The following is a 22,915-nucleotide window of genomic DNA, read 5'->3' on the forward strand; positions in this document are numbered from 1 at the left end:
ACGAAAACTGATCACGCAGCCGTGGCATCGGCACGACTGCGTGAATTCATACAAGATTCAAGGCACGTAAAGTGCCACCTTCAGACCTGTTATTCCAGACCTGCCTTGTAGTCAATGGCATCAACCGCTGCAATGGCACACAGATTGACGATACCTCGAACGGTGGTCGACTCTGTGACAACATGCGCCGGTTTGTTCAATCCCATGAGCATGGGTCCGACAGGCACACCATCGCCGAGCACCTTGACCATGTTGTAGGCAATGTTGGCGGCATCCAGATTCGGCATGACCAGCAAATTGGCCGCACCTGCAAATCCTGCGTTCGGAAACACGCGATCACGCGTCTCTTGCGACAAGGCCGCATCTGCGTGCATTTCACCTTCTACCGCTATTTCCGGATGACGCTCAGCCAGCAACTTGCGTGCGGTACGCATCTTCACAGCCGATTCATTGTTACGACTGCCGAAGTTCGAATGCGACAACATGCCGATCTTGGGCACCATACCGAAACGTCTGACAATCTTGGAGGCCATGAATGCGGTCTCTGCCAGCTCTTCGGCGGAGGGGTTGACCGTGACATGGGTATCGGTCAGAAACACACTCCCCTTGTCCAGGATCATGAGCATCAATGCCGAGATGTCGCTGACGTCATCCCGTATGCCAATGACATCACACAGGTACTTCAAATGGCGGGCGTAGGCTCCCTGCGTTCCACAAACCAGTGCATCAGCCTGTCCTTCACGCACCATCACAGCACCCAGTGCCGTCATCCGGGTACGAATGACATTGGCAGCATAGCGAGGCGAAACACCAGCGCGCTCCATCAGGCGATGATAGGCATCCACGTGCTGTTCGTAATGCGGATTGTTCTCAGGATCGATGACCGTGAAACCCTCCCCCATTGTCAGACGTAATCCCAGTTCCTCGATCTTTGCCTGGATACCTTCCGGTCGTCCCAGCAATATCGGGTGGCAAATGGCATCGTCGACCAGTATCTGCACGGCATTGAGCACCCGCAGTGATTCACCTTCTGGCAATACGATTCGTTGTGTATCTGCCTGGGCCCGTTCAAAAACCGGCTTCATGATCAGACCGGAACGGAAGATGAATTCGCTCAGTTTGCGACGATAGGCTTCAAAATCCTGGATCGGCCGGGTAGCGACTCCACTGGCCATGGCTGCCCGGGCAACCATTTCAGGAATTTCCATCATCAGGCGCGGATCGAAAGGCTTGGGAATCAGGTATTCACGGCCGAAGCGAAAAGGCTTGCCGCCATAAGCTGCAGATACGACATCCGATGCTTCCTTGTTGGCAATACCGGCAATGGCTTCAACCGCTGCCGCTTGCATCTCACCATTGATTTCAGTGGCCCCCACATCCAGAGCCCCGCGGAACAGAAACGGGAAGCAAAGTACGTTATTGACCTGATTGGGGTAGTCAGAGCGGCCCGTTGCCATGATGGCGTCATCACGCACCGCATGAACAACAGCAGGGCTTATTTCCGGATCAGGATTGGCCAGCGCCAGAATGAAGGGAGATGCAGCCATACGTGCAACCTGCTCGCCCGTCATGACATTAGGTGCTGACAGCCCCAGAAACACATCGGCGTCACCAATGACATCATCGAGCGTACGTGCCTCGGTATCGCGAGCATAGACCGCCTTGTAGGGGTCCATATTATTATTACGACCTTCGTACAACACGCCATGTTCATCACAGACAGAGACGCGTTTCTTGTCCAGCCCCATGAAGACCAGCAGGTTCAGACAGGCCAGTGCCGCAGCCCCCGCACCCGAGCACACCAGATCGATATCATTCAGCTCCTTGCCGGCCACCTTCAGACCATTACGGATTGCAGCCGCAACCACAATCGCCGTCCCATGCTGATCATCATGGAACACGGGAATGTTCATTTTCTCGCGCAGACGTTTTTCAATGATGAAACATTCCGGCGCCTTGATGTCCTCCAGATTGATACCGCCAAAGGTCGGCTCCAGCAGCTCAACAGCTTCGCAAAAGCGATCGACGTCGGTGGTGTCCAGCTCCAGATCGAAAACATCGACGTTGGCGAACTTCTTGAACAGAACCGCCTTGCCTTCCATGACCGGCTTGGATGCCAGCGCGCCGATGGCGCCCAGGCCAAGCACCGCGGTGCCGTTGGTTATGACGGCAACAAGATTACTGCGTGCCGTCATTTCCGCAACCATCAGCGGATCACGAACTATTTCGTTACAGGCGGCCGCAACACCCGGTGAATAAGCCAGCGCTAGATCGCGCTGATTCAGCATATTCTTGGTTGCAGAAATCTCCAACTTGCCGGGAGTGGGATAACGATGGTAATTGAGTGCAGCCTCTGCCAGCGACTCCTGGGCTTCCTGTTCACTCGTCGGATTCAGAGTCTTGCTTCCTGAATCACTATGTTGGTCACTCATCTAACACGTCCCTAAGGTTGGCCAGTAACTCCGATGCTCTTGGCACCGGAGCAATCTGAAAAGTAGACAGCGCTCAGGCTGGGTAAGTCGGTTCGAGCAGACCATCCTGCACGCCCCGATTAAATGCACTGCACACGGCCTTCAGTGAGGCTGTAACAATATTGCTGTGAAGTGCGGCTCCGTAGCGAGTAGCACCCTTGCCTGCCTGAATCTCGAAATAGCACGCTGATTGTGCATCCGCACCTGCACCTGTTGCATGCTGATGGTAGTCCACAACACGGAAGTCAACGTCAAGAAACGACTTCAATGCGTGTACGAAGGCATCGATAGGTCCGTTGCCCTGTCCTTTGATCTCGTGTTTCTCGCCGTTGATCATGACAATCGCCGTCAGGGTACGCAGAGAATCATCATCGTCATCATCCTGGGTACTGGTGTGGCGGATGAATTCCAACGGCAGCTGAGCATTCAGAAATGTCTGGTCAAAGGCTTCTTTGATCGTGGTGGCATTGACCTCTTTACCCGTCTCTTCACTGATACCTTGTACCACCTGACTGAATTCCATCTGCATGCGACGCGGCAATTCCAGGCCATGATCGCGTTCGAGAATGAATGCCACACCGCCCTTGCCGGACTGACTGTTGACCCGGATCACAGCCTCATAAGAGCGCCCCACATCGGCGGGATCGATCGGCAGATAGGGGACTTCCCAGACCGGCGAATTGCTCTTGCGCATAGCCGAGAAACCCTTCTTGATGGCATCCTGATGCGAACCCGAGAAGGCGGTGAAGACCAGCTCGCCCGCATACGGATGGCGGGGATGCACAGGCAACTGATTGCAGTGCTCAACCGTTCGCATCACTTCGTAGATATCTGAAAAATCCAGTTTGGGATCGATGCCCTGGGTAAACAGATTCAAGGCCAGTGTCACGAGATCCACATTGCCCGTTCGTTCGCCGTTACCAAACAAGGTTCCCTCGACGCGATCCGCACCGGCCAGCAAACCCAACTCAGTGGCCGCCACCGCACAGCCTCGGTCATTGTGCGGGTGCAGGCTCAGGCAGACGCTTTCACGATTCTTGATATTCTTCAAGAACCATTCGATCTGATCAGCATGCACATTGGGCATGGACATCTCGACGGTAGCCGGTACATTCAGAATGGTCGGATTTTCCGGAGTCGGCTGCCAGATCTCATTGACAGCATCACAGACTTCAACCGCGTAAGGCAACTCTGTGCCGGTAAAACTCTCTGGCGAGTATTCGAACTGCCAGCGGGTGTCAGTCTGCTTCGCCGCATACTCGGCAACGATTTCAGCACCATCGACGGCGATCTGCTTCACACCCGCCTTGTCCAGTCCGAATACCACCCGTCTTTGCAGTTCCGAGGTGGAGTTGTACAGATGCAAAATAGCGCTGGGCGCCCCCTTCAAGGCTTCAAAGGTTCGTTCGATCAGCGGACGTCGTGCCTGCGTCAGAACCTGCAGCGTTACATCCTCCGGCACTCGACCTTCTTCGATGAGCTGGCGAACAAAATCGAAATCAGTTTGCGATGCAGCCGGAAAGCCGATTTCTATCTGCTTGAAACCGATGCCAACCAGCAGGTCGAACATACGCAGTTTGCGTTCACTGCCCATCGGTTCGATCAGGGCCTGATTACCATCGCGCAAGTCCACACTGCACCAGATGGGCGGCTTGGTCAGAGTATTCCCTGGCCACTGCCGATCGGTCATCGGAACCTGTGGAAAGGCGGGGTATTTTGTACTGGGGTCATTCATCATGAGGTTAAATCCTGATGCGGAGCAATATTAATGGTTTCTGCGCAGCAGTAAACGCCGTCGCCCGATCGCGCAATCCCCGGACGACGGCGACTAAGCAGGTGCAGCAGCGATAATGGTGCGGGACCAATCAAGGCTAAGCGGGACAGGAAACTGGCAACAGTGGACATGACATTCTCTTTGGCAACACCGGTGCGGGAATAGCTGACTAGCGGCTGTAAACGCGCACCTGACGATTGAGGCTGTGGCTCGAATCCGTTGATTTGAGCCCGACGATACATTACCCGGCCCGCGTTATAGAGCGGCCGGGCGCATAAGCCTGTGTAGGTGCGCAAAGAATGTCATACGCTCAGATTAATCCTGCAAGCCTGTGGGGTCAAGCGTGGCGTGCGAATCCAGTAAAGGACGGATAAGTTTTTCCAACCCGTTTACCTTGATTTCATACATCAGTGCCAGACGTTGCCCCAGCAAACCACCCGGAAACCCCTGCCCCTTGAACCAGACGACATAGGGCTCAGGAAGGTCAATCAACCGGGTGCCCTTGAACCGGCCAAATGGCATCGGCATGGCAGCAGCGTTCAGTACATCTGCCGACAAACTGGCGTTGTCATCATTTTCCGTCATCTTGCCTGCTTGCTGCCAGCTCCTCGCTGGCCAACTCAGAACGATCCGCTTCACCGGGCCGAGCCTGCGGTCCGCCACTGATTCGCAGGTTACGCGTGCTCAATACCGGCTTCTGAACCGAAGCAACCAGCTCGCGCCAGATGAACAGTAATCCCGAGCAGACAATGACGGCCGATCCGAGCAGAACCGTACGATCAATCGTTTCATGGAAGATAAGCGTGCCATAGAGAAGTGCCCACAACATCTGACTGTATTGCATGGGCGCCACAAACTGCGCTTCAGTGCTGCGATAGGCCTGAATCATCAATGTTTGTGCAATGACACTCAACAGCCCCACGGCGCACAATCGAAGCAGGTACTCACCTGGCATGGGAACGTAGACAAATGCTGTTGCCACCCCCGTCACGATAACGTTAGTCAGCATGGGATAGATAATCAGAGTCATGCTGTGTTCACGTGATCCGATCAGACGAGTCACCACCGAGGTGCAGGCGACACAGGTTGCTGCGCCTATTGCTGCCATATGATGAATAGTGAAAGCCGTGTTACCGGGCCTTAATACGATCAGCACACCTGCCATTCCCAACAGAATCGCCAACCAGCGTATCAAATGAATACGCTCGCCCAGAATCGGTATGGCCAGTAAGGTAATCAGGATGGGCGCGGCAAACAGCAGAGAATAGACTTCTGCCAACGGCAGGTTGCCAAAAGCATGAAAGACACACAACATGCCGACAACCGTGAACAGACAGCGTAACGCCACCAGACCGGGCAGCTTCGGGCGCAGACTGCGTTTCGTACCGTCAATGGCGAGAAACAGCGCAAAAGGCACAAAACTGAACAGCACGACGAAAAATGCCGTCTGAAAGACGGGAATATCGCTGACGCTCTTGATCAAGGTATCGTGCAGAGAAAATATGGCGAACCCAAGCAGAGCCAGACCGACTCCCCTGAGGACACTGTTGCCTGTATTGTCCCCACCCATATTGCTATTACCCTGCTTTGAATTCTGTCACGTAGCTTAATAGTAGCCCAAAAAATCCATACGCCTGCTTATCCGCTACGCAGCGTACCTGGAAAGGGCTCACTGCGACCGCACTCGCGTCCAAATCCTATCTCCACTTGCAGTTGCTGCGCATGAGCCATCAAGGCCGGCGAGTCGATACCCGCGGCACAGATCTGACGTTGCTGCTCCTGTGCTAGCACAATCAGTGATTCCAGCTCCTTACGCGCTCGAATCTTCAACAATGACGCCTGTAAGACCTTGGCAGAAATCAACAGATAGTCGAAGTTCGCCAGTTTCTGTATGGCGGTGAACTGCGCTGCTGAACTGACCCCTTCGAGCATCAACATGATGCCTTGCCGATTCAGACTGCGAATCGCAGGCAGTGAAGATCGCAGGTCCTGGGTAATGGTATCGACCCGCAGTGACAGACACACATCGGAAGGCGCAACCCGTCTGGAACGGCATTGCTCTTTCAACCACAAGGATGATTCGGAATTCAACTGCATGGCGCTCACCGGCACCACCATCTGACTTTCAATCAAAGGACGACCATTATCATTGCCCATGGCCAGAGAGTCGAGCACCGCATCAAACAAAGCACTCTTGCTGATAGGCCCCGTGGGCGCTATCAGACCAAGCGGACTGACCCGGAAACAACACACCAGTGGACGATGTTTTAACAAGATTCCCGGTTTTAACCGGTAATCAGCGCCTGCCACTTTAGCGGTGTGATCCTGACTATTGAGTACAGCCTGTGCTCTATCCGAGACATCACGCCTGGGTGCCAGGTACAACAACTGACCGGCCTCATGCTCACCTGAGTTTGCCAGCGTCTGGATGGCTGTGACCATCCGGTCAGCATCACCGGATGCTTTCACGATTTTTGATATTCCCTGACGGGTACGACGACCTCGCCAATCCAGCGGAATGATGCGGTAATGCAGATCCATCGCAGCTCGGTGTTCACCTGACTCGATGACAGCATCCCTGAGCAGAGCGACATACTGCTCGGCAATCAGCCCTGCATCCTGCTCTTTGCATCGACGCAAGAATATGCACAGTGAATGATCGCCAATGCGGCCCATCGTGTCGCGACTCCGGTGTCGGGTTTCCACGATCCCCAGCAAATTGCGAAAGGCACCATTAACGGCCTCATTACCCGCAACTGCCTGAATATGCTTGAGTACAGGAAAATTCAGTATCAGCAGACACCCTCGCCGAACCTGCGTGCCAATGCTGCCAGGGCTCTGCCCTTTGCGCACCTCATCAAGGAAGGCGGCACGAAGCAACAACCCGGTTGCCTCGTCGTGCAATGAGTCCTTGATCGTCAGAGACATTCGGCACCGCGGCATTCGGCTGATGCGAATTGTTTTTCCAGACGTATGAGGATCAACCTCAAGCTCACCGGACGGCACAGAGACTCACGATTCTGAACCTCATCAGGCCACTCTTCTCCCGCATCATGACCAACCAGAGTCAACGGTATTTGCCGCCTGTCAGGAACGTGATCGTCCAGCAGCACCCGCGTGCGCTCGTACAGTTGTGAAGAGGTCATATCCGGCAGATCACTGGTCAGAATCAACGCATCGTACTGGTGTGTGCGCACGTGCTGCATGGCCAGATCGGCACTCATAACGGCATCGACCAGATAGCCGCAGCGCTCCAGATTCAGGCGAATGACCCGCAGCACATGTGCCTGCTCGTCAACCAGCAGAATGCGCCGCACGGCAACTTCTGCCTGCTCTCCTTCGTCGTAATCATCCGGCATGCTCACCGGGGATATCGTCTGTGCGCTAACGCTCATTTATGCTGAAGTCGTGTCCATGAGTGGATTCATCATTGACTACCGTAGCGGTAAGACGTCGCACCTCTTTACCCGATATCAGCCGTAATGTGGCCAAGATACGATCGGCACGTTACACCCGGCTTACCTGTTCGCCGGTCATAAACGCTCAAGCAACAGCCAGTTTCCATTGCAACAGCCTGACCAAAAACTGCCGATAACGGTGAAATCGGTACCAACACTTAGCTCTATATTCATGCACAGCACTTTCCAATCGACATCCATCGAGACTGTTCAGGCTCATCCGGGCTTTAGAACCGACACACTCACGACAATGCTTGTTTTGATACTGTCGATGATTTTTCTGTCAGCTTGCGGCGTCCGTGATGATGAAACTGGCGCTTCTGCCGGCGATAGCTCACTGCCTCCCATAACCGGTGACTCGACTTCGGATTATCGGCAGCCGCCCGTCTCCTGCCAGATTGATGACATGAAAACCTGGGTACTTCAGGGCATGCTGGATTATTACCTGTTTGCCGACCAGGTCGATGAGAATACCCCGCTGAACAATTACGACAATATAGAGACACTGATTACCGACTTGCGAGTGAGTCCCAATGACACATTCAGCTACATCACGGACGAGACTAGTCATTCAGATCGTTTCAACGAGGGCGAAACTGTCGGCTTCGGCTGGCTGCTCAGCCGTACTCAGGCCAATGAATACTATTTCAAATTGCTTGAAGCAGGCTCCCCTCTAGCCCTGGCAGGCGTGCAGCGCGGCGACAGATTACTGGAGGTAAATTCCTTGCCTGCCGTTGATTTCTTTTCTCAGGATAGCGTTGCTAGAGAGGCAATCCTGAGCTCTGAAGACAACGCCGCCAGTGCAACCTTCACCATCCAGACTCCGCTGGGTGTCAGCCGCACCTTTACTACAACCAAGGCACGCTACACCCTTGATACCGTTCTTGATACACGGGTTATCGAACAGAACAATGTGCAAATCGGTTACCTGCACTTCTACCAATTCCTGGATACATCAACGGAGGAGCTAGCCACAGCGTTTGCAACTCTGGCCTCTCAAAATGTCAGTGAGCTGGTACTGGACATGCGCTACAACTTTGGAGGCCGCGTGATGGTCGCCAATGAATTGGCCAGTTATCTGGTGGGTCGAGGCAAAACCGACGACGCCTTCGCCGTCTATCAGCCAAACGAGAAGTATCGTGAAAACTCCGCAACCATCAACTTTGTCAACCAGAGCAACGCCCTGAATCTGTCGCGGGTTGTCATTCTGCAAACCGACGATACCTGCTCTGCAGCGGAGCTGGTCACCAATGGTCTGCGCCCCTTCATGGATGTCATCACCGTCGGTGGAACCAGTTGCGGAAAACCTTACGCCACCATTCCTAACACAGCCTGCAGCAAGGTCATGAACGCACTGGAACTTGAAGCGGTTAATGCAAGCGGTAGCGGCGGCTACTACGATGGCATTGCAGCCGATTGCACGGTTACTGAGGACATCGGCCAGACACTGGGTGACCGTGATGAAAATCTGCTCTCAGCTGCGCTGAGCTATATTGACAACGGCACATGCCCTGCCGCCAGTACGACGCGCTCGATATCCTCGTGGCAAGCATTGCCAGAGGTGCTCAAACCGGCCTGGTTTGGTGTCAGCACTTTCTGAAGAGAGCCCTCTGAAGGGCCCCTATTGATGCGATAAGCGCGTGAATTGCGCACACGCCTGATGACTGGCGCTACACTGCGCAGGCAGGGGCGTCAGCCCCCATCAATCATAGGGGAGCAAGAATGGGCATGCTGTATCTGGTACGCCACGGGCAGGCGTCGGCCGGCACTCACGATTATGATCGTCTGTCGCCACTGGGCCAGCGTCAGTCACAACTACTGGGCCAGTGGTGGACATCCCAGAAATTCGCACCCGATCTTGTCTATCATGGATCACTGCGCAGACAGCGCGATACGGCGCGGCTTGCACTGGAGCATCTGGGTTCAGCACTACAGCCCGATGTGCATGAGGGTTTGAACGAATATACCCACAGAATCATTGAGAAGCACTTTGGTGCCGCCCCAGAAGTTGGGACCGAGTCCGAGTCCGGGACCGAGTCCGGGACCGAGGCTGACAACCACGAATCACTCACCTTCGAAGACTACATCAGCGTCATGCAGCGATGGCGTGACCATAGCGCGCATCCGGATCTGCCAGAAATCGAACCTTGGGCAGACTTTGCCAATCGCGGCTGGGAAACCATGCGCTCACTGCACCAGCAACAGGGCGACAAGCAGCATCATGTTTTCGTGACATCCGGCGGTGTCATTGCCACCGTGCTGGCCGCCGTATTAGGGCTGGATTTCTCGCACACCGTGGATGCCATCTGGCGTATTCGCAACTCATCGGTCACCACCCTTAATTTTGACGGCAAAACGGCACGTCTGGTTGATTTCAACACGGTGCCCCATCTGCAGCTGCAAAATGACCCGTCGCTGATTACACTGATATAGTCAGGCTGAACACCCCCAAGCGGACCGGCTCGATGTTGACCGGTCACCATATTCATCAGTTTTGAGGAACGACCAATCATGCATACCCTGGATGAGGCTGATCGTCAATTTGCGCTGCACCCATTCACCAACCTGTCTGCCCATCAGAAGCAAGGCCCGCTCATCATCGACAGAGGTGAAGGCGTCTACGTCTGGGATGATCAGGGCAATCGCCTGATTGAAGGCATGTCCGGACTATGGTGTGCCGCTCTGGGTTTCAGCGAACAGCGTCTGGTTGATGCTGCAGCAAAGCAGTTTGCAGCCCTGCCCTACTCGCATATGTTCAGCCATCATTCGACGGCACCCGCTATCGAACTCTCCAAACGTCTGGTGCAGATGGCGCCTGAAGGTATCGGCAAGTGCTTTCTGGTCAATTCTGGTTCCGAGGCTGTCGACACTGCCATTAAAATGGCCTGGTATTACAACAATGCACTGGGTCGACCAGGCAAGAAAACGATCATCGCACGACAACGCGCCTACCATGGCGTCACGGTCGCTGCGGGCAGCCTCACCGGCCTGCCCTATGTCCAGGACGGCTTTGATCTGCCAGCCATTCCGGTTATTCATGTTGAAACCCCACATGCGTATCGTTTCGCAGAACCGGGCGAGTCAGATCAGGCCTATTCCACCCGGCTGGCCGACTCTCTCGAACGGCAAATCATCGAAGCGGGTGCGGATACCATTGCCGCATTCATCGCCGAACCGGTCATGGGCGCAGGTGGAGTTCTGATACCACCCGATGGCTATTTCGAGAAGGTTCAAGCGGTCCTCAAGCGCCATGACATCCTGTTCATTGCCGACGAGGTCATCTGTGGCTTTGGTCGAACCGGCAATGCCTGGGGTTGTGATACCTACGGCATCAAACCGGACATCATGACTTCTGCCAAGCAGCTCTCGTCTGCCTACTTGCCAATTGGCGCTGTTCTGGTAACAGATGCCCTGTATGACGCCTTCAGTCAATATACCGATAAACTGGGCGTCTTCGGTACGGGTAACACCTACGGCGGACATCCGGTATCAGCCGCTGTCGCTCTGGAGACTCTGCGCATCTATGAAGATGATGACATTTTCGGACAAGTCAGAAGCCGTGCACCTCACTTCAGCGAGCGTATTCAGGCCTTGCAGAATCACCCGCTGGTTGGTAACACTCGTAGTGTCGGTTTGATCGGAGCAGTCGAACTAGTTGCCGACAAGGACAGCAAGACCAGTTTCCCGGCTGCTGACAAGATTGCCGTGCAAGCCATGCTGGCAGCACGCAAGCATGGCCTTATCGTGCGGGCGGCACCAGGCGATGCACTGGCATTCTGCCCACCTCTGATCATTAACGATGAACAGATTGATGACATGTTCGATGCGGTGACCGATGCCTTGAACGATGTACTCAAGGCGAACAGCACCGCTGTCTAAAAGCTTCTGAAGCAAGTACTCCTGATTCAGGACGCCTGACAGCAGCACGGATCAAACCGGCGGGCCCTTTGCTTGACAATCCGACGTCAAGAGTGAGGGCCCGCCCGGGATGCTCGACCAGAAACCTTCAGTTCGCCCCTGACTCAGGCAGCGTTCTGGCGACCCGCTGTCGTTGTACGGTGATAGGCCAATCCTTCTTCGTCAAACAGATAGCAATTCTGAGCCGGTATGTTCAGCTCGATGGCATCACCATGGCGAGTCGCATCGACGCCGGGGCGCTGAACCACAAAATGCTCAAGCCCACCACAACTGCCGTACAGGAAGGTTGAACCGCCAAGGCGTTCAGCCACATCGATCTGAATGGGCAAGGTAAAATCACCGACCTCACCACCGACATCTTCAGGCCGTACGCCCATGGTGGCCTTTGAGCCCGGCTTGGCGCGCGAGGCATCTACGGACAGCACACCGGTGCCGCCACCAGGCAGCTCGACAATGGCCTGAGTGGCACTGCCTTCACGAATGGTGACTTCCAGAAAGTTCATTTTTGGTGAACCAATGAAACCGGCAACAAACAGATTATCAGGGTGGTGATACAGCTCCAGAGGTGAGCCGATCTGTTCGATATAACCGGCTTTCAGGACGACGATCTTGTCGGCCATGGTCATCGCTTCTACCTGATCATGGGTCACATAGATCATGGTGGCATCCAGCTGATTGTGCAGCTGAGCGATACGCAGACGCATCTCCACCCGCAGCTCGGCATCCAGATTGGACAAAGGCTCATCAAACAGGAAGACATCCGGATTACGAACAATGGCCCGACCAATCGCCACACGTTGACGCTGACCTCCTGACAGGTTCTTCGGTTTCCGATCAAGTAGTTGATCCAGTTGCAGAGTCTTTGCCGCCTTGTTGACCTTATCGGCTACTTCCGCCTTGTCAGCGCCACCCATGCGCAAGCCAAAACCCATGTTCTCCTCAACGGTCATATGCGGATACAGAGCGTAGGACTGGAAGACCATGGCAATACCACGATCGACGGCTTCCACATGCGTGACGTCGCGTCCTTTGATATGCACGGAACCTTCGGAAATCTCCTCCAGTCCGGCAATCATTCTGAGCAAGGTTGATTTTCCGCAGCCTGATGGCCCCACAAATACGATGAACTCGCCGCTGGGCAACTTCATATCCACACCGTGGATAACCTCGACCGGCCCATAACGTTTGAATGCTTTGCGCAGCTCTACTTCAGCCATCGTTCAACTCTCCCTGACAAATTTCAGAATAGAAATAGTGTGTGAATGACGCCGTGACAAACCGTGTAACCGGCTTGCACGACAGGTTTGAAACAACTCTGAATCCTTCCATGGATAACAGCGTGACTCAATGGGATGCCCCGTTGGTCTCACCGGTACGCGGCGCCAGACGCCGGGATATTTCTGCAGCGGCCGCGATCAGTTCAGGCCCCCAACTGATCAGTTCTTCTTCACTGATTCTGAACGCGGGTGCCGTGATGCTCAAGCCTGCAATGGCTCGTCCCGTCGAGTCCACAACGGGGGCTGCAATGCAATGGGAGCCCAGGAATCGCTCCTCGGCATCAATAGCAAAGCCTCGCTGGCTGACTGTACTCAGCTCTTTGAGCAAGGCGGTCTTGTCGGTGATGGTATTGGGTGTGAAGCGCGAAAACGAGATGCGACTGATGATATCGCGTTGCTGTTCATCATCACACCATGCCAGCAACACCTTGCCGGTGCCCGTGCAATACACCGGCATTCGGCTACCCACGGTAATTGAATGTCGCACGCTGCGAGTGCTCTCTACATGATCGATAACAACGACATGGGTATCAGCCAGAATGGCGATCTGCACCGTCTCGCCACTCAGCGCCTTGAGTGCCATCAACTGATCCTGGGCCAGTACCCGTATATCCGATCGAGTCCAGATACGATTCGCCATCTCCAGAATGCGGTAGGCCGCTGACCAAGTGTGGGAACGCTCATCGAACTGGATGAGTCGTTCGTCTGCCAGCTCATTGAGCAGCCGATGCAGAGTGCCCTTGGGTATGGCCGAAAGTTCCAATAATTCTGCAAATCGCAATGGACCTTCTGACACGACAAGATCCAGCAAACGGATGGCGCGACCAATACCGCCACTGCCAGTACGCACTGTGGCAGTGGCAGGTTCACGGTCTGCACTTCCCTGCTTGACGTTCTTGCTCATAGATTCAGCGGTGGTCGATAGGCATCTGAAGTTTCCCGAAGTAAACAATCAAAACTGTAATTCCAATTGACAGTTTTTGACTCAGGCTCTTATACTTTTGGAACATTGTTCCATTATTATCGCTCAGGTGCAATCCATCTGAGCATCGATTGTTCTAATACCCTACCCTCCAGACGACAACACTGAGTATTTTTTACGGATGTCCAGCGAAACGAGCCATTGGCGACTTGACGGTACCGACACCACTTTATTGGTAGTGCAAGATCATGCAGTGCCCCGCCTTTACTGGTGTGGCAGCAAATTGAAGAACGACACCATCCTCTCGCAGTTATTGGCACACGATGACTCGGCGCTTGCTTTTGGAGGCATGGACAACGTCACGCCCCTGTCTCTGTTTCCGCAGGCCAGTACCGGCTATACCGGCTCACCGGCCCTCAATGGTCACAGAAACGGCCATGCCTTTGCCCACAGCATGCGCACCACAGGGGTCTCGCAGTCTGATAACACCCTGACCATCAACCTGGTGGACGATCATGCCGAGTTGTCAATCGAGATATCGCTGTCACTGGATATCCAGAGTGATGTTGCGCGTATGACAACGACTCTGAGCAACACCGCCAGCACGCCCTATACGGTTGACTGGCTGGCCAGTGCCACCCTGCCAATGCCAAACAAGTATCGCCAGTGCCTCACACAGCATGGTCGCTGGGGCCTGGAAAATCAGACGCATCGACGCAATATTGCACCAGGGCGTATCGATATCAGCAATTTGCACGGCCGTACCAGTCACGAACATGCCCCCAGTCTGATCTGTGGCACGGCAGGCTTCAGCAACAACGGTGGCGATGTGATGTTTGCCCATCTGGGCTGGAGCGGCAATTTCAGCTTGCGCGTGGAGCGCCTGAGCAATGGCACCATTTCATTGCAAGCTGGCGTACTGTATCTACCCGGCGAGTGCATTCTGGAGCCAGGGGAGCAGCTGACAACACCGGCTGTGACCTTTACTCGTGGCTCAGGCATGAACCAGTGCACCCAACGTTTCCATCAGCACATACGCACCTGCATCCTGCCTGAGTGGACACGTCGTGCACGTCCCATTCATGCCAATAGCTGGGAGGCGCTGTATTTCAATCATGACCCGGACGCCCTCTTGCCTCTGATCGATGCGGCTGCCGGTGCAGGTGCTGAGCGATTCGTTCTGGATGATGGCTGGTTCCGGCATCGACGATCCGATAATGCAGGTCTGGGTGACTGGTTTATCGACGAGAGCATCTACCCGGAGGGTCTGCATCCGATCGTGCAGCGAACACGTCAACATGGCATGCAATTCGGACTCTGGTTTGAACCCGAAATGGTCAATCCTGACAGTGATCTTTATCGCGAACACCCCGAATGGGCCATGCATCTGGAGCATGTGGACACGCCACTGGCGCGTAACCAGCTGGTGCTGGATATTGCCCGTGATGATGTAGCTGACTACCTGTTCGAATGTATTACCTCACTGGTTCACGAATACGCCATCGACTACATCAAATGGGATATGAACCGCGATCTGGTATTGGCAGGAGACGGCCAACGTGCGCGCGCAGCAGCCCAGCCCAAGGCTTTGTATCGTTTACTGCAGAGAATTCTGGATGTCTGCCCTGGCCTGGAAATCGAGACCTGTGCCTCTGGCGGTGCCAGGGCCGATCTTGCAATACTCGAATATACAGGCAGAGTCTGGACCTCCGACAATATCGATCCGATCGAACGTGCCAGCATCCAGCAGGGCTTTTTAAGATTCATGCCGCCCGAGATCATGGGTGCCCATGTCGGACACAAGACCGCACACCTGACCGGACGTGTCACCAGTTTGCACACCCGTGCCATTATCGCCCTGCAAGGACAGTTCGGTTTTGAACTGGATGCCCGACGCCTGGATTCACAGGATGTCATCACGTTGCAACACTACACGCAGCTATACAAGAGCAATCGTGACTGGATTGCCAATTCGACATACTGGCAGTTGTCGACCTATTCGAAGTCACTGATCGCTTGTGGTTATGTTGATGACACTCAGGATCACGCTCTGTACAGCGTGGTTGCCATTGGCAATATGCACCCCACCCGTCCGGGGCATCTTCCGTTATCTGGCCTGGATCCCGAGAAGGTCTACACTTTGACACTCGAGAGCATCAACCAGACCGAACTGGCGCCCTTCAACAAGATGATTCCGTCCTGGTGCGAAAGCCCCGTTGTCACAACCGGTGAGTTGCTCATGAAGATAGGTGTTCCCCTACCGGTCATGCCGCCACAGTCAGCCCTGTTGATCGGCTGCCACAGAGAAGTCCAGTCATGAGCAATACCAACGAACAAAGTCCTGAGCGCCTGCTTGAACGTTTCAATCAGAAGTTCGGTCGCTCGGATGAACCGGTCGCCACCTTCTTCGCCCCTGGCCGTGTCAATCTGGTCGGCGAGTACACCGATTTCACCGGTGGCCTGGTATTTCCCTGCGGTATCAATCAAGGCACCACCTTGCTGATACGACGCACACATAACAACCAGTATCGCTTTGCCAGCACCAACTTCGATTTGATGGCGCAGTTGGAGCAACATGAAATCAGCCAGACCTATGGCGACAACTGGATCAACTACCCGCTGGGTGTGCTTGATCAGTTCATCAAGCGCGGTGTCTCCATCGACGGTTTCGATTGTCTGTTCTCTGGCAACGTTCCCAATGGGGCCGGTCTTAGCTCATCAGCCTCCATAGAAGTTGTCACCGCCTTTGCGATCAACCAGATCATGCACACAGAGTTGTCGTTACTGGATCTGGTTCGCGTTTCACAATCGGCTGAAAACGATTTTGTCGGCATGCAGTGCGGCATCATGGACCAGTTTGCCGTGGCCTTTGCGCAAACCGGTCACGCCATGATGCTCGATTGCCATAGTGTCGAACATCGTCAGGTTCCCCTGAATCTTGACGAACATTCCATCGTCGTCTCGAACACCAACCAGCGTCGCGAACTCAACGAATCTGCCTATAACAATCGGGTCAGTGAATGCCAGCGCGCACTGGAATTGCTGGCACCTGCCACCGGCATTACGCACTTGGGGCAACTACTGCCCGAGCAACTGGCACAGCATGAAGCGCTGTTTAAAGACGATCCCAAACCGCTTATGCGCATCCGGCATATCACCGAAGAAAACGCCAGAGTCAGAGCCGCCGTCCCATCACTGGAGGCGGGCAATCTGCAAGAATTCGGCAACATCATGAATGCCTCCCATGACTCATTGCGCGACCTGTTCGAAGTCTCCAGCGAGCCCTTGAATCATCTGGTGAGACTGGCTCGTGAACAGACATCAGTGTTGGGTAGTCGTTTGACTGGCGCAGGTTTTGGCGGCTGTACCGTCAGCCTGTTACCCACTTGTGATGTAGATGCGTTCATCGCAACCGTCGGTCCGGCCTATACAGAAGCGACGGGGCTGACGGCCGATTTCTATACCATCGAACCGGGCAATGGTGTCCGAGCCATCAGCCCGGTAAAGCTGCCATGAGCGGCAACTGGCAACGCCGCTGGCATCCCCTGCTTTCACAATGGGTCTTGATATCAGCACGTTCCGCAGCTCGCCCCTGGTCCGGTGCCATGGCAATCAGTGTCACGCAAAACCAGCCGGAGCACGATCCCGATTGCTACCTGTGCCCGCGAGTTACTCGTGCCAACGGACAGCTCAACCCTGACTATCAGGGTGCTTACGCATTCGATAACGATTTCCCATCGCTCTCTGCTGATGCTCCGCACGATGCATCCACCAACAATGAGAACCAATTGCACCGTACGGCTCCCGCTCAGGGCCACTGTCGCGTGCTGTGCTGGTCGGAACATCATGACGCCACTCTGGCCAGCCTTGATCAGGCCAGCATGCGTGCCGTGACTAGACTCTGGCAGTCCGAATATGCCTCACTCAGTGCGCGCCAGGACATCGAAAATGTCTTGATATTCGAAAACAAGGGCGTTGAGATTGGCGTATCCAACCTGCATCCACATGGTCAGATCTATGCAACAGGATTCGTCACAGACACCGCAACCCGCATGCGAGATGCACAGGCAGCTCATGCACGTGAGCACAAAGGCGAGTCGTTGCTGCAAAGCCTGCTCAACGACCCCCACACGCAAAGCGATTTGATGGTGGAAAAGAACCAATGGTTCTCGGTGATCGTGCCGTTTGCTGCACGCTTTGCCTACGAGACCTGGATCGTGCCGCATCGCCATGTCAGTTCATTGGCCGACATGCACAACGAAGAACTGGATGAACTGGCCGATGTTTATCAACGCCAGGTCAGACGTTACGATCTGCTGTTTCAACGCTCTGCCCCGAACATCACGCTGCTGCACAACGCCCCCTGCGATAGTGCCCGGCAGGCAGACAATCTGCACTGGTGTTTTCACCTTGGCTTCCAGCCACCGTTGCGGGATCCTGAAAAATTGAAATTTCTGGCAGGCTTCGAATCGGGCTCCAACAATATCGTCAACCCGGTGCAACCTGAACAGGCTGCCGAACAACTCAGAAACATCGATATCAAGCAGTGGCAACCATGAAAACCGGCGTCTGCTATTACCCGGAACACTGGCCTGAAGAGCAATGGGCGCACGATGCTGCCCATATGCGCAAGCTGGGCCTGAGTGTGATCAGAATCGGTGAATTCGCCTGGAGTCGACTTGAGACGCAGGATGGCAAGCTGCATCTGGACTGGCTGGAACGAGCCATTGATACCCTGCATGAGGCCGGTTTGTCCGTTGTTCTGGGCACACCGACTGCAACGCCGCCACGCTGGATGCTGGACCGTCATCCCGATATGCTGGCCGTGGATGCTGATGGACGCATTCGGGACTTTGGTTCGCGTCGACATTATTGCTTTTCGCATGAACCCTATCTGGATGAATGCCGACGTATTGTCACCCTTCTGGCTGAACGATTTGGACAACATCCGGCCATCATGGCCTGGCAGACAGACAACGAATACGGCTGCCACAGTACCAGCATCAGCTATTCCCCTCATGCACTGGCCGCCTTTCAGCGCTGGTGCGCGACACAGTACGCCGATGTAGAGGCACTGAACCTTGCCTGGGGCAATGTGTTCTGGAGCATGGAATACGATAACTTCGAGCAGATCGGCTTACCGGTAGGCACTGTTACCGAAAGCAACCCTGCTCATCAGCTGGCGTTCTGGCGTTTTTCTTCTGACCAGATCAAACGCTTCAACCGGGCCCAAGTCGACATCATTCGCAAACATTCACCGGGACGCGATGTGCTGCACAACTTCATGGGCAATTTTGTGGAATTCGATCATCACGATGTTTCCACCGATCTCGATATTGCGACCTGGGACAATTACCCGCTCGGCTTTCTGACCCGGGACAACGGCGATGCTGACGACCAGCAAGCTTTTTTGCGTACCGGCCATCCCGACGGCTCAGCCTTTCATCACGACTTATACCGAGGCTGTTGCAACGGACGCTGGTGGGTCATGGAACAGCAACCCGGACCGGTCAACTGGGCGCCCTACAACCCGTCGCCTGTCGATGGCATGGTCAGGCTCTGGGGCTGGGAGGCCTATGCGCATGGTGCTGAAGTCATGAGCTATTTCCGCTGGCGTCAGGCGCCCTTTGCCCAGGAACAAACCCATACCGGCCTGTTGCTTTCAAACGGTGATGCGGATGTCGCCGCCAGCGAAGTGGCTACTCTCAACCGCGAACTGGCTGAAGTCGCCGCCTTTGACGTTGGCGAGCTGATGCGCTCAGACACGCCAGTCAGCGAAAGCCCCAATGTCGCAGAGTCTTTAAAATCCTTGCCGGTGCACTCCGATGTTGCCATCGTCTTCAGCTATGCCGGTATTGCCATTCAGGATATCCAGCTACCCGGTGGCAGCTCCTACAGCCCTTTGGGTTTCTGCCAACGTGTACACAGTGCCTGCCGTCAGTGGGGTGTCAATGTCGATATTGTCTCGCCAGCGGCTTCTCTGGATCAGTATCGCCTGGTGCTGGTTTGCACCAGTACTGAAGATGAGGATGATCTGGTCAAACGCCTGCAATCTGCTCACAAACAGCATCAGGCTGTTATTGCCCTGTTTCCCGGCACCGGTAGTCGCAGCCATGACTACACGATGCCGGACAATCTACCCCCCGGGTATTTTCAACAACTGCTGCCACTGCAGATCATACGCAGCGAATCACTACCTGCAGAACAGAGCATGACAGCTACAGACAGTCATGGCCTGTCACGTAGCTGTTCGCAATGGCGTGAACGCATCGCCAGCAGCATCGAACCACGCATGAGTTTTGGTGATGGCTGGGGCTTTCATTATGAACAGGATCATATTCACTACATCAATGCCATCCCCGAGAAAAACGCTCTGATCCCGATGATCGGCGAACTGCTCGTAGAAGCCGGTATTCCCTGCCGCGAATTGGGCGCCTACCTGCGCACCCAGCGCATCGGTCCGTATCAGCTGGCATTCAACTTCGGAAAACAAGCGGTTGAACTGGACAAGGCTCTGGGCACTGTTCTGAATTTCCACCATGACACCCCGCTACTGGTGGGCTCACGCACGCTGGGACAGGCCGAAGTCGCTGTCTGGGTCGCTGGATGAAAGCACCAGAATCATGGCAGCCTTTTTTATCTGTACCGTTGTAACTCTTGATGATGCCGGTCGTCAGTACTGGCACATCAGCTTGATCCTCAGGGGTCTCGGGTAACGGCAGTTACCCTTTAATTCACGACTGCCGAACGACTAAGAAACCATTTCTGGAGAAAAAGAGAAACCGTATGTTCAATACACTGAAAAAATCTGCTGCTGCACTGGCTATCGCCAGTCTGATCAGCGCACCGGCCATGGCTGGTGATCTGAGCATCATCTTTGATGATCTCAACCCTGCTCCCAAGGCCGGCTTTGAAGCCGCGGTAGAGAAGTTCAAGGCTGCCAATCCGGATATCAACGTCACAGTCAGCATCAATGATCGTGAAGCTCACAAGACGGCGATTCGCAACTTCCTGAGTGCCGAAGCGCCGGATATCACTACCTGGTACCCGGGTAATCGCATGGCACCCTTTGTCAATGCAGGTCAATTCGAAGATGTATCGGATGTCTGGGAAGCGGAAGGTTTCAGCGACAGCCTGGCCTCCACAAAGTCTGCCATGACCATTGATGACAAGCAGTGGGGCGTGCCTTACACCTATTATCAATGGGGCATCTATTATCGCCCCGACGTCTTCGAAGCCCAAGGCGTTGAAGTACCAAAGAACTGGGAAGAACTGCTGGCAGCTTCTGCCAAGCTCAAGGAAGCAGGCATTACGCCCATCACTATCGGTACCAAGGATCTATGGCCTATCGCTGGCGTATTCGACTATCTGAACCTGCGTACCAACGGCTATGACGTGCATAACGATCTGACGGCCGGCAAGATCAAGTACTCCGATCCGCGCATCGTCGCCGTTTTCGAAAAGTGGAGAGAACTGGTCGAGCCGGGTTACTTCCTGGAGAACCATGCCACCATGAGTTGGCAGGATGCGATGGCACCTTTCATCAAGGGTGAAGCTGCCATGTATGTCATGGGTAACTTTGCGGTCGAGTCCATGCGCGACGGTGGCCTGACTGATGAGCAAATTGGCTTTATGCCATTCCCTGAAATCACCCCGGGAATCGCACGCGCCGAAGAAGCACCGACTGACGCCTTCTTCATTCCTGCCAAAGCCAAGAACAAGGTTGACGCACGCAAGTTTCTGGCCTTCATTGCTCAACCTGACATCCAGACAGAATGGAACAAGACCATCGGTCAATTGCCCATCAACAAGAACTCTGAAGTGAGCGATGACAAGTTCCTGCAAGCAGGCTTTGAGACACTCAGCACCGCCAACGGCCTGGCTCAGTTCTATGACCGTGATGCACCTGCAGAAATGGCCAAGGCTGGCATGGAAGGCTTTCAGGAATTCATGATCAAACCTGAGCGCCTGGAGAAAATCCTCCAGCGTCTGGACAAGGTTCAGGCACGTGTCTACAAATAGCAAGACCCTTCAATCAGCAGCGTAATTTCTGTTGAAGGCAAGCACGACGGTGAGCTGCATTAAGCAGCTCACCGCTACCCCTGAAGCATTTCCAGGATGCCAGGGTCAAAAACAAGAAGCACTGAGGAGAACTATTCATGGCAAGCGATAGCGGTAATGCCGCCACACTCACTGCACAGCCACCGTCGCGCAGTTGGCTATACAGAAATCGTATAAAACTGGCACCGTGGATGTTTCTGGCACCGGGCCTTATCTTCTTTTTCATCTACGTCATCGCACCGATCTTCCAGTCGATCTGGATCTCGTTCTATGACTGGGATGGTCTGGGACCAAAACAGTGGGTCGGCATGGCTAACTATGTCGAACTGATGGATGATGATCGCTTCTTCACCTCTCTGATCAACAACATCTGGTGGCTCGTGCTCTATATGCTGGCAGTGCCGGCAGGGCTGGGTATTGCCTTGTTTCTCAACCAGACAGTCACGGGCATTCGACTGTACAAGTCCCTGTTCTTCTTTCCCTTCGTGATCAGTCAGGTGGTGGTCGGCCTGATATTCACCTGGTTCTACAACCCCGATTTTGGCATCGTCGGTATCGTCTGGAATTTCTTCGGCGCCACCCCACCCGCCATACTCGCCGATGAAGACCTGGTGACGTTCGGCATCATTTTCGCCGGCCTCTGGCCGCAGATCGCCTATTGCATGATCTTGTATCTCACCGGTCTCAACAACGTATCACCCGATCAGGTCGAGGCAGGTCGTCTTGACAATGCCAGTGGCTGGAAAATGCTGTGGTTCATTATTCTGCCGCAACTCAAGCCTGCCACCTTCATTGCCATCGTCGTCACCGTCATCGGTGCTCTGCGCTCATTCGATCTTATCGCCGTCATGACCGGCGGTGGGCCCTACGGCTCATCCAATGTGCTGGCCTACTATATGTTCGAAACCGCGCTCTCCGAATATGGCTTCCGTTACGGCTATGGCTCGGCAATCGCCACCGTACTGTTTCTCATCATGCTGGTGTACATCAGCTTTTTCCTGTGGCGTATGTATCAGGACGAAAAGGGATAATCG

The 22,915-nt window shown here is 54.4% G+C and carries 17 protein-coding genes; 9 read left to right on the forward strand and 8 right to left on the reverse strand.

The window, feature by feature from the left end; translation table 11 throughout:
• Positions 1-89: 89 nt before the first annotated feature.
• From IMCC3135_RS27445 to IMCC3135_RS27475, 6 genes are all read right to left on the reverse strand, one after another.
• The gene (locus IMCC3135_RS27445; protein WP_088920499.1) at positions 90-2,432 is read right to left on the reverse strand and encodes an NADP-dependent malic enzyme; all 2,343 of its coding nucleotides are present in this window, start codon (positions 2,430-2,432) and stop codon (positions 90-92) included.
• A gap of 73 nt (positions 2,433-2,505) precedes the next feature.
• Positions 2,506-4,209 (reverse strand): 2-isopropylmalate synthase, encoded by a 1,704-nt coding sequence (leuA, locus tag IMCC3135_RS27450; RefSeq protein ID WP_205737734.1) that lies wholly within the window; start codon positions 4,207-4,209, stop codon positions 2,506-2,508.
• Between the two features lie 351 nt (positions 4,210-4,560).
• Positions 4,561-4,830: a DUF3820 family protein gene (locus IMCC3135_RS27460; RefSeq protein WP_088920501.1), complete on the reverse strand. Its 270-nt coding sequence runs from the start codon at positions 4,828-4,830 to the stop codon at positions 4,561-4,563.
• Positions 4,817-5,815 carry a DMT family transporter gene (locus tag IMCC3135_RS27465; RefSeq protein WP_088920502.1) on the reverse strand — a complete coding sequence of 333 codons (999 nt, stop codon included), beginning with the start codon at positions 5,813-5,815 and terminating at the stop codon, positions 4,817-4,819. Before IMCC3135_RS27465 ends, IMCC3135_RS27460 begins: the two co-directional genes overlap by 14 nt.
• Positions 5,816-5,883: 68 nt before the next feature.
• Positions 5,884-7,173, reverse strand: a complete 1,290-nt coding sequence (locus IMCC3135_RS27470; protein ID WP_169727534.1) for an EAL domain-containing protein — start codon at positions 7,171-7,173, stop codon at positions 5,884-5,886.
• Positions 7,164-7,640 carry a PleD family two-component system response regulator gene (locus IMCC3135_RS27475; RefSeq protein WP_088920504.1) on the reverse strand — a complete coding sequence of 159 codons (477 nt, stop codon included), beginning with the start codon at positions 7,638-7,640 and terminating at the stop codon, positions 7,164-7,166. The genes IMCC3135_RS27470 and IMCC3135_RS27475 overlap by 10 nt, the downstream gene beginning before the upstream one ends.
• 235 nt (positions 7,641-7,875) lie before the next feature.
• Here IMCC3135_RS27475 and IMCC3135_RS27480 point away from each other — a divergent pair, with 235 nt between their 5' ends.
• The 3 genes from IMCC3135_RS27480 (at position 7,876) to IMCC3135_RS27490 (ending at position 11,582) form a co-directional block, all read left to right on the forward strand.
• Positions 7,876-9,303, forward strand: a complete 1,428-nt coding sequence (locus tag IMCC3135_RS27480; RefSeq protein WP_088920505.1) for a S41 family peptidase — start codon at positions 7,876-7,878, stop codon at positions 9,301-9,303.
• A 122-nt stretch (positions 9,304-9,425) separates the two neighbouring features.
• Positions 9,426-10,136, forward strand: coding sequence for a histidine phosphatase family protein (locus tag IMCC3135_RS27485; protein WP_088920506.1), 711 nt, complete (start codon positions 9,426-9,428; stop codon positions 10,134-10,136).
• A 78-nt stretch (positions 10,137-10,214) separates the two neighbouring features.
• Complete coding sequence (locus IMCC3135_RS27490) at positions 10,215-11,582, forward strand: aminotransferase (protein ID WP_088920507.1); 1,368 nt, start codon at positions 10,215-10,217, stop codon at positions 11,580-11,582.
• A gap of 143 nt (positions 11,583-11,725) precedes the next feature.
• Here the strand turns inward: IMCC3135_RS27490 and IMCC3135_RS27495 are convergent, their stop codons facing one another.
• Both IMCC3135_RS27495 and IMCC3135_RS27500 read right to left on the reverse strand, forming a co-directional pair.
• Positions 11,726-12,838 (reverse strand): ABC transporter ATP-binding protein, encoded by a 1,113-nt coding sequence (locus tag IMCC3135_RS27495; RefSeq protein ID WP_088920508.1) that lies wholly within the window; start codon positions 12,836-12,838, stop codon positions 11,726-11,728.
• 127 nt (positions 12,839-12,965) lie between these two features.
• Entirely contained in the window at positions 12,966-13,802 is an 837-nt protein-coding gene (locus IMCC3135_RS27500) for an IclR family transcriptional regulator (protein ID WP_088920509.1), read from the reverse strand.
• Between the two features lie 199 nt (positions 13,803-14,001).
• On the opposite strand from IMCC3135_RS27500, the gene IMCC3135_RS27505 reads away from it, so the two are divergent.
• From IMCC3135_RS27505 to IMCC3135_RS27530, 6 genes are all read left to right on the forward strand, one after another.
• Positions 14,002-16,140 (forward strand): alpha-galactosidase, encoded by a 2,139-nt coding sequence (locus tag IMCC3135_RS27505; RefSeq protein WP_088920510.1) that lies wholly within the window; start codon positions 14,002-14,004, stop codon positions 16,138-16,140.
• Entirely contained in the window at positions 16,137-17,336 is a 1,200-nt protein-coding gene (locus tag IMCC3135_RS27510) for a galactokinase (RefSeq protein WP_088920511.1), read from the forward strand. Before IMCC3135_RS27505 ends, IMCC3135_RS27510 begins: the two co-directional genes overlap by 4 nt.
• Positions 17,333-18,379, forward strand: coding sequence for a galactose-1-phosphate uridylyltransferase (gene galT / locus IMCC3135_RS27515; protein WP_088920512.1), 1,047 nt, complete (start codon positions 17,333-17,335; stop codon positions 18,377-18,379). Before IMCC3135_RS27510 ends, galT begins: the two co-directional genes overlap by 4 nt.
• Positions 18,376-20,430, forward strand: a complete 2,055-nt coding sequence (locus IMCC3135_RS27520) for a beta-galactosidase (RefSeq protein WP_088920513.1) — start codon at positions 18,376-18,378, stop codon at positions 20,428-20,430. The genes galT and IMCC3135_RS27520 overlap by 4 nt, the downstream gene beginning before the upstream one ends.
• Positions 20,431-20,606: 176 nt before the next feature.
• The gene (locus IMCC3135_RS27525; RefSeq protein ID WP_088920514.1) at positions 20,607-21,842 is read left to right on the forward strand and encodes an ABC transporter substrate-binding protein; all 1,236 of its coding nucleotides are present in this window, start codon (positions 20,607-20,609) and stop codon (positions 21,840-21,842) included.
• A 137-nt stretch (positions 21,843-21,979) separates the two neighbouring features.
• Positions 21,980-22,912, forward strand: a complete 933-nt coding sequence (locus IMCC3135_RS27530; protein WP_088920515.1) for a carbohydrate ABC transporter permease — start codon at positions 21,980-21,982, stop codon at positions 22,910-22,912.
• Positions 22,913-22,915: the final 3 nt, after the last annotated feature.

The sequence above is a fragment of the Granulosicoccus antarcticus IMCC3135 genome, assembly GCF_002215215.1.
GTDB lineage: Bacteria > Pseudomonadota > Gammaproteobacteria > Granulosicoccales > Granulosicoccaceae > Granulosicoccus > Granulosicoccus antarcticus.

Excerpts from the sequence above, each read along its gene's own strand:
- IMCC3135_RS27500 (WP_088920509.1), bottom strand. The coding sequence starts at position 13,802 with ATGAGCAAGAACGTCAAGCAGGGAAGTGCAGACCGTGAACCTGCCACT.
- IMCC3135_RS27530 (WP_088920515.1), top strand. The coding sequence starts at position 21,980 with ATGGCAAGCGATAGCGGTAATGCCGCCACACTCACTGCACAGCCACCG.
- IMCC3135_RS27460 (WP_088920501.1), bottom strand. The coding sequence starts at position 4,830 with ATGACGGAAAATGATGACAACGCCAGTTTGTCGGCAGATGTACTGAAC.
- galT (WP_088920512.1), top strand. The coding sequence starts at position 17,333 with ATGAGCGGCAACTGGCAACGCCGCTGGCATCCCCTGCTTTCACAATGG.
- IMCC3135_RS27510 (WP_088920511.1), top strand. The coding sequence starts at position 16,137 with ATGAGCAATACCAACGAACAAAGTCCTGAGCGCCTGCTTGAACGTTTC.
- IMCC3135_RS27465 (WP_088920502.1), bottom strand. The coding sequence starts at position 5,815 with ATGGGTGGGGACAATACAGGCAACAGTGTCCTCAGGGGAGTCGGTCTG.
- IMCC3135_RS27480 (WP_088920505.1), top strand. The coding sequence starts at position 7,876 with ATGCACAGCACTTTCCAATCGACATCCATCGAGACTGTTCAGGCTCAT.
- IMCC3135_RS27475 (WP_088920504.1), bottom strand. The coding sequence starts at position 7,640 with ATGAGCGTTAGCGCACAGACGATATCCCCGGTGAGCATGCCGGATGAT.
- IMCC3135_RS27485 (WP_088920506.1), top strand. The coding sequence starts at position 9,426 with ATGGGCATGCTGTATCTGGTACGCCACGGGCAGGCGTCGGCCGGCACT.
- IMCC3135_RS27525 (WP_088920514.1), top strand. The coding sequence starts at position 20,607 with ATGTTCAATACACTGAAAAAATCTGCTGCTGCACTGGCTATCGCCAGT.
- IMCC3135_RS27520 (WP_088920513.1), top strand. The coding sequence starts at position 18,376 with ATGAAAACCGGCGTCTGCTATTACCCGGAACACTGGCCTGAAGAGCAA.
- IMCC3135_RS27490 (WP_088920507.1), top strand. The coding sequence starts at position 10,215 with ATGCATACCCTGGATGAGGCTGATCGTCAATTTGCGCTGCACCCATTC.
- IMCC3135_RS27470 (WP_169727534.1), bottom strand. The coding sequence starts at position 7,173 with ATGTCTCTGACGATCAAGGACTCATTGCACGACGAGGCAACCGGGTTG.
- IMCC3135_RS27495 (WP_088920508.1), bottom strand. The coding sequence starts at position 12,838 with ATGGCTGAAGTAGAGCTGCGCAAAGCATTCAAACGTTATGGGCCGGTC.
- IMCC3135_RS27445 (WP_088920499.1), bottom strand. The coding sequence starts at position 2,432 with ATGAGTGACCAACATAGTGATTCAGGAAGCAAGACTCTGAATCCGACG.
- IMCC3135_RS27505 (WP_088920510.1), top strand. The coding sequence starts at position 14,002 with ATGTCCAGCGAAACGAGCCATTGGCGACTTGACGGTACCGACACCACT.
- leuA (WP_205737734.1), bottom strand. The coding sequence starts at position 4,209 with ATGATGAATGACCCCAGTACAAAATACCCCGCCTTTCCACAGGTTCCG.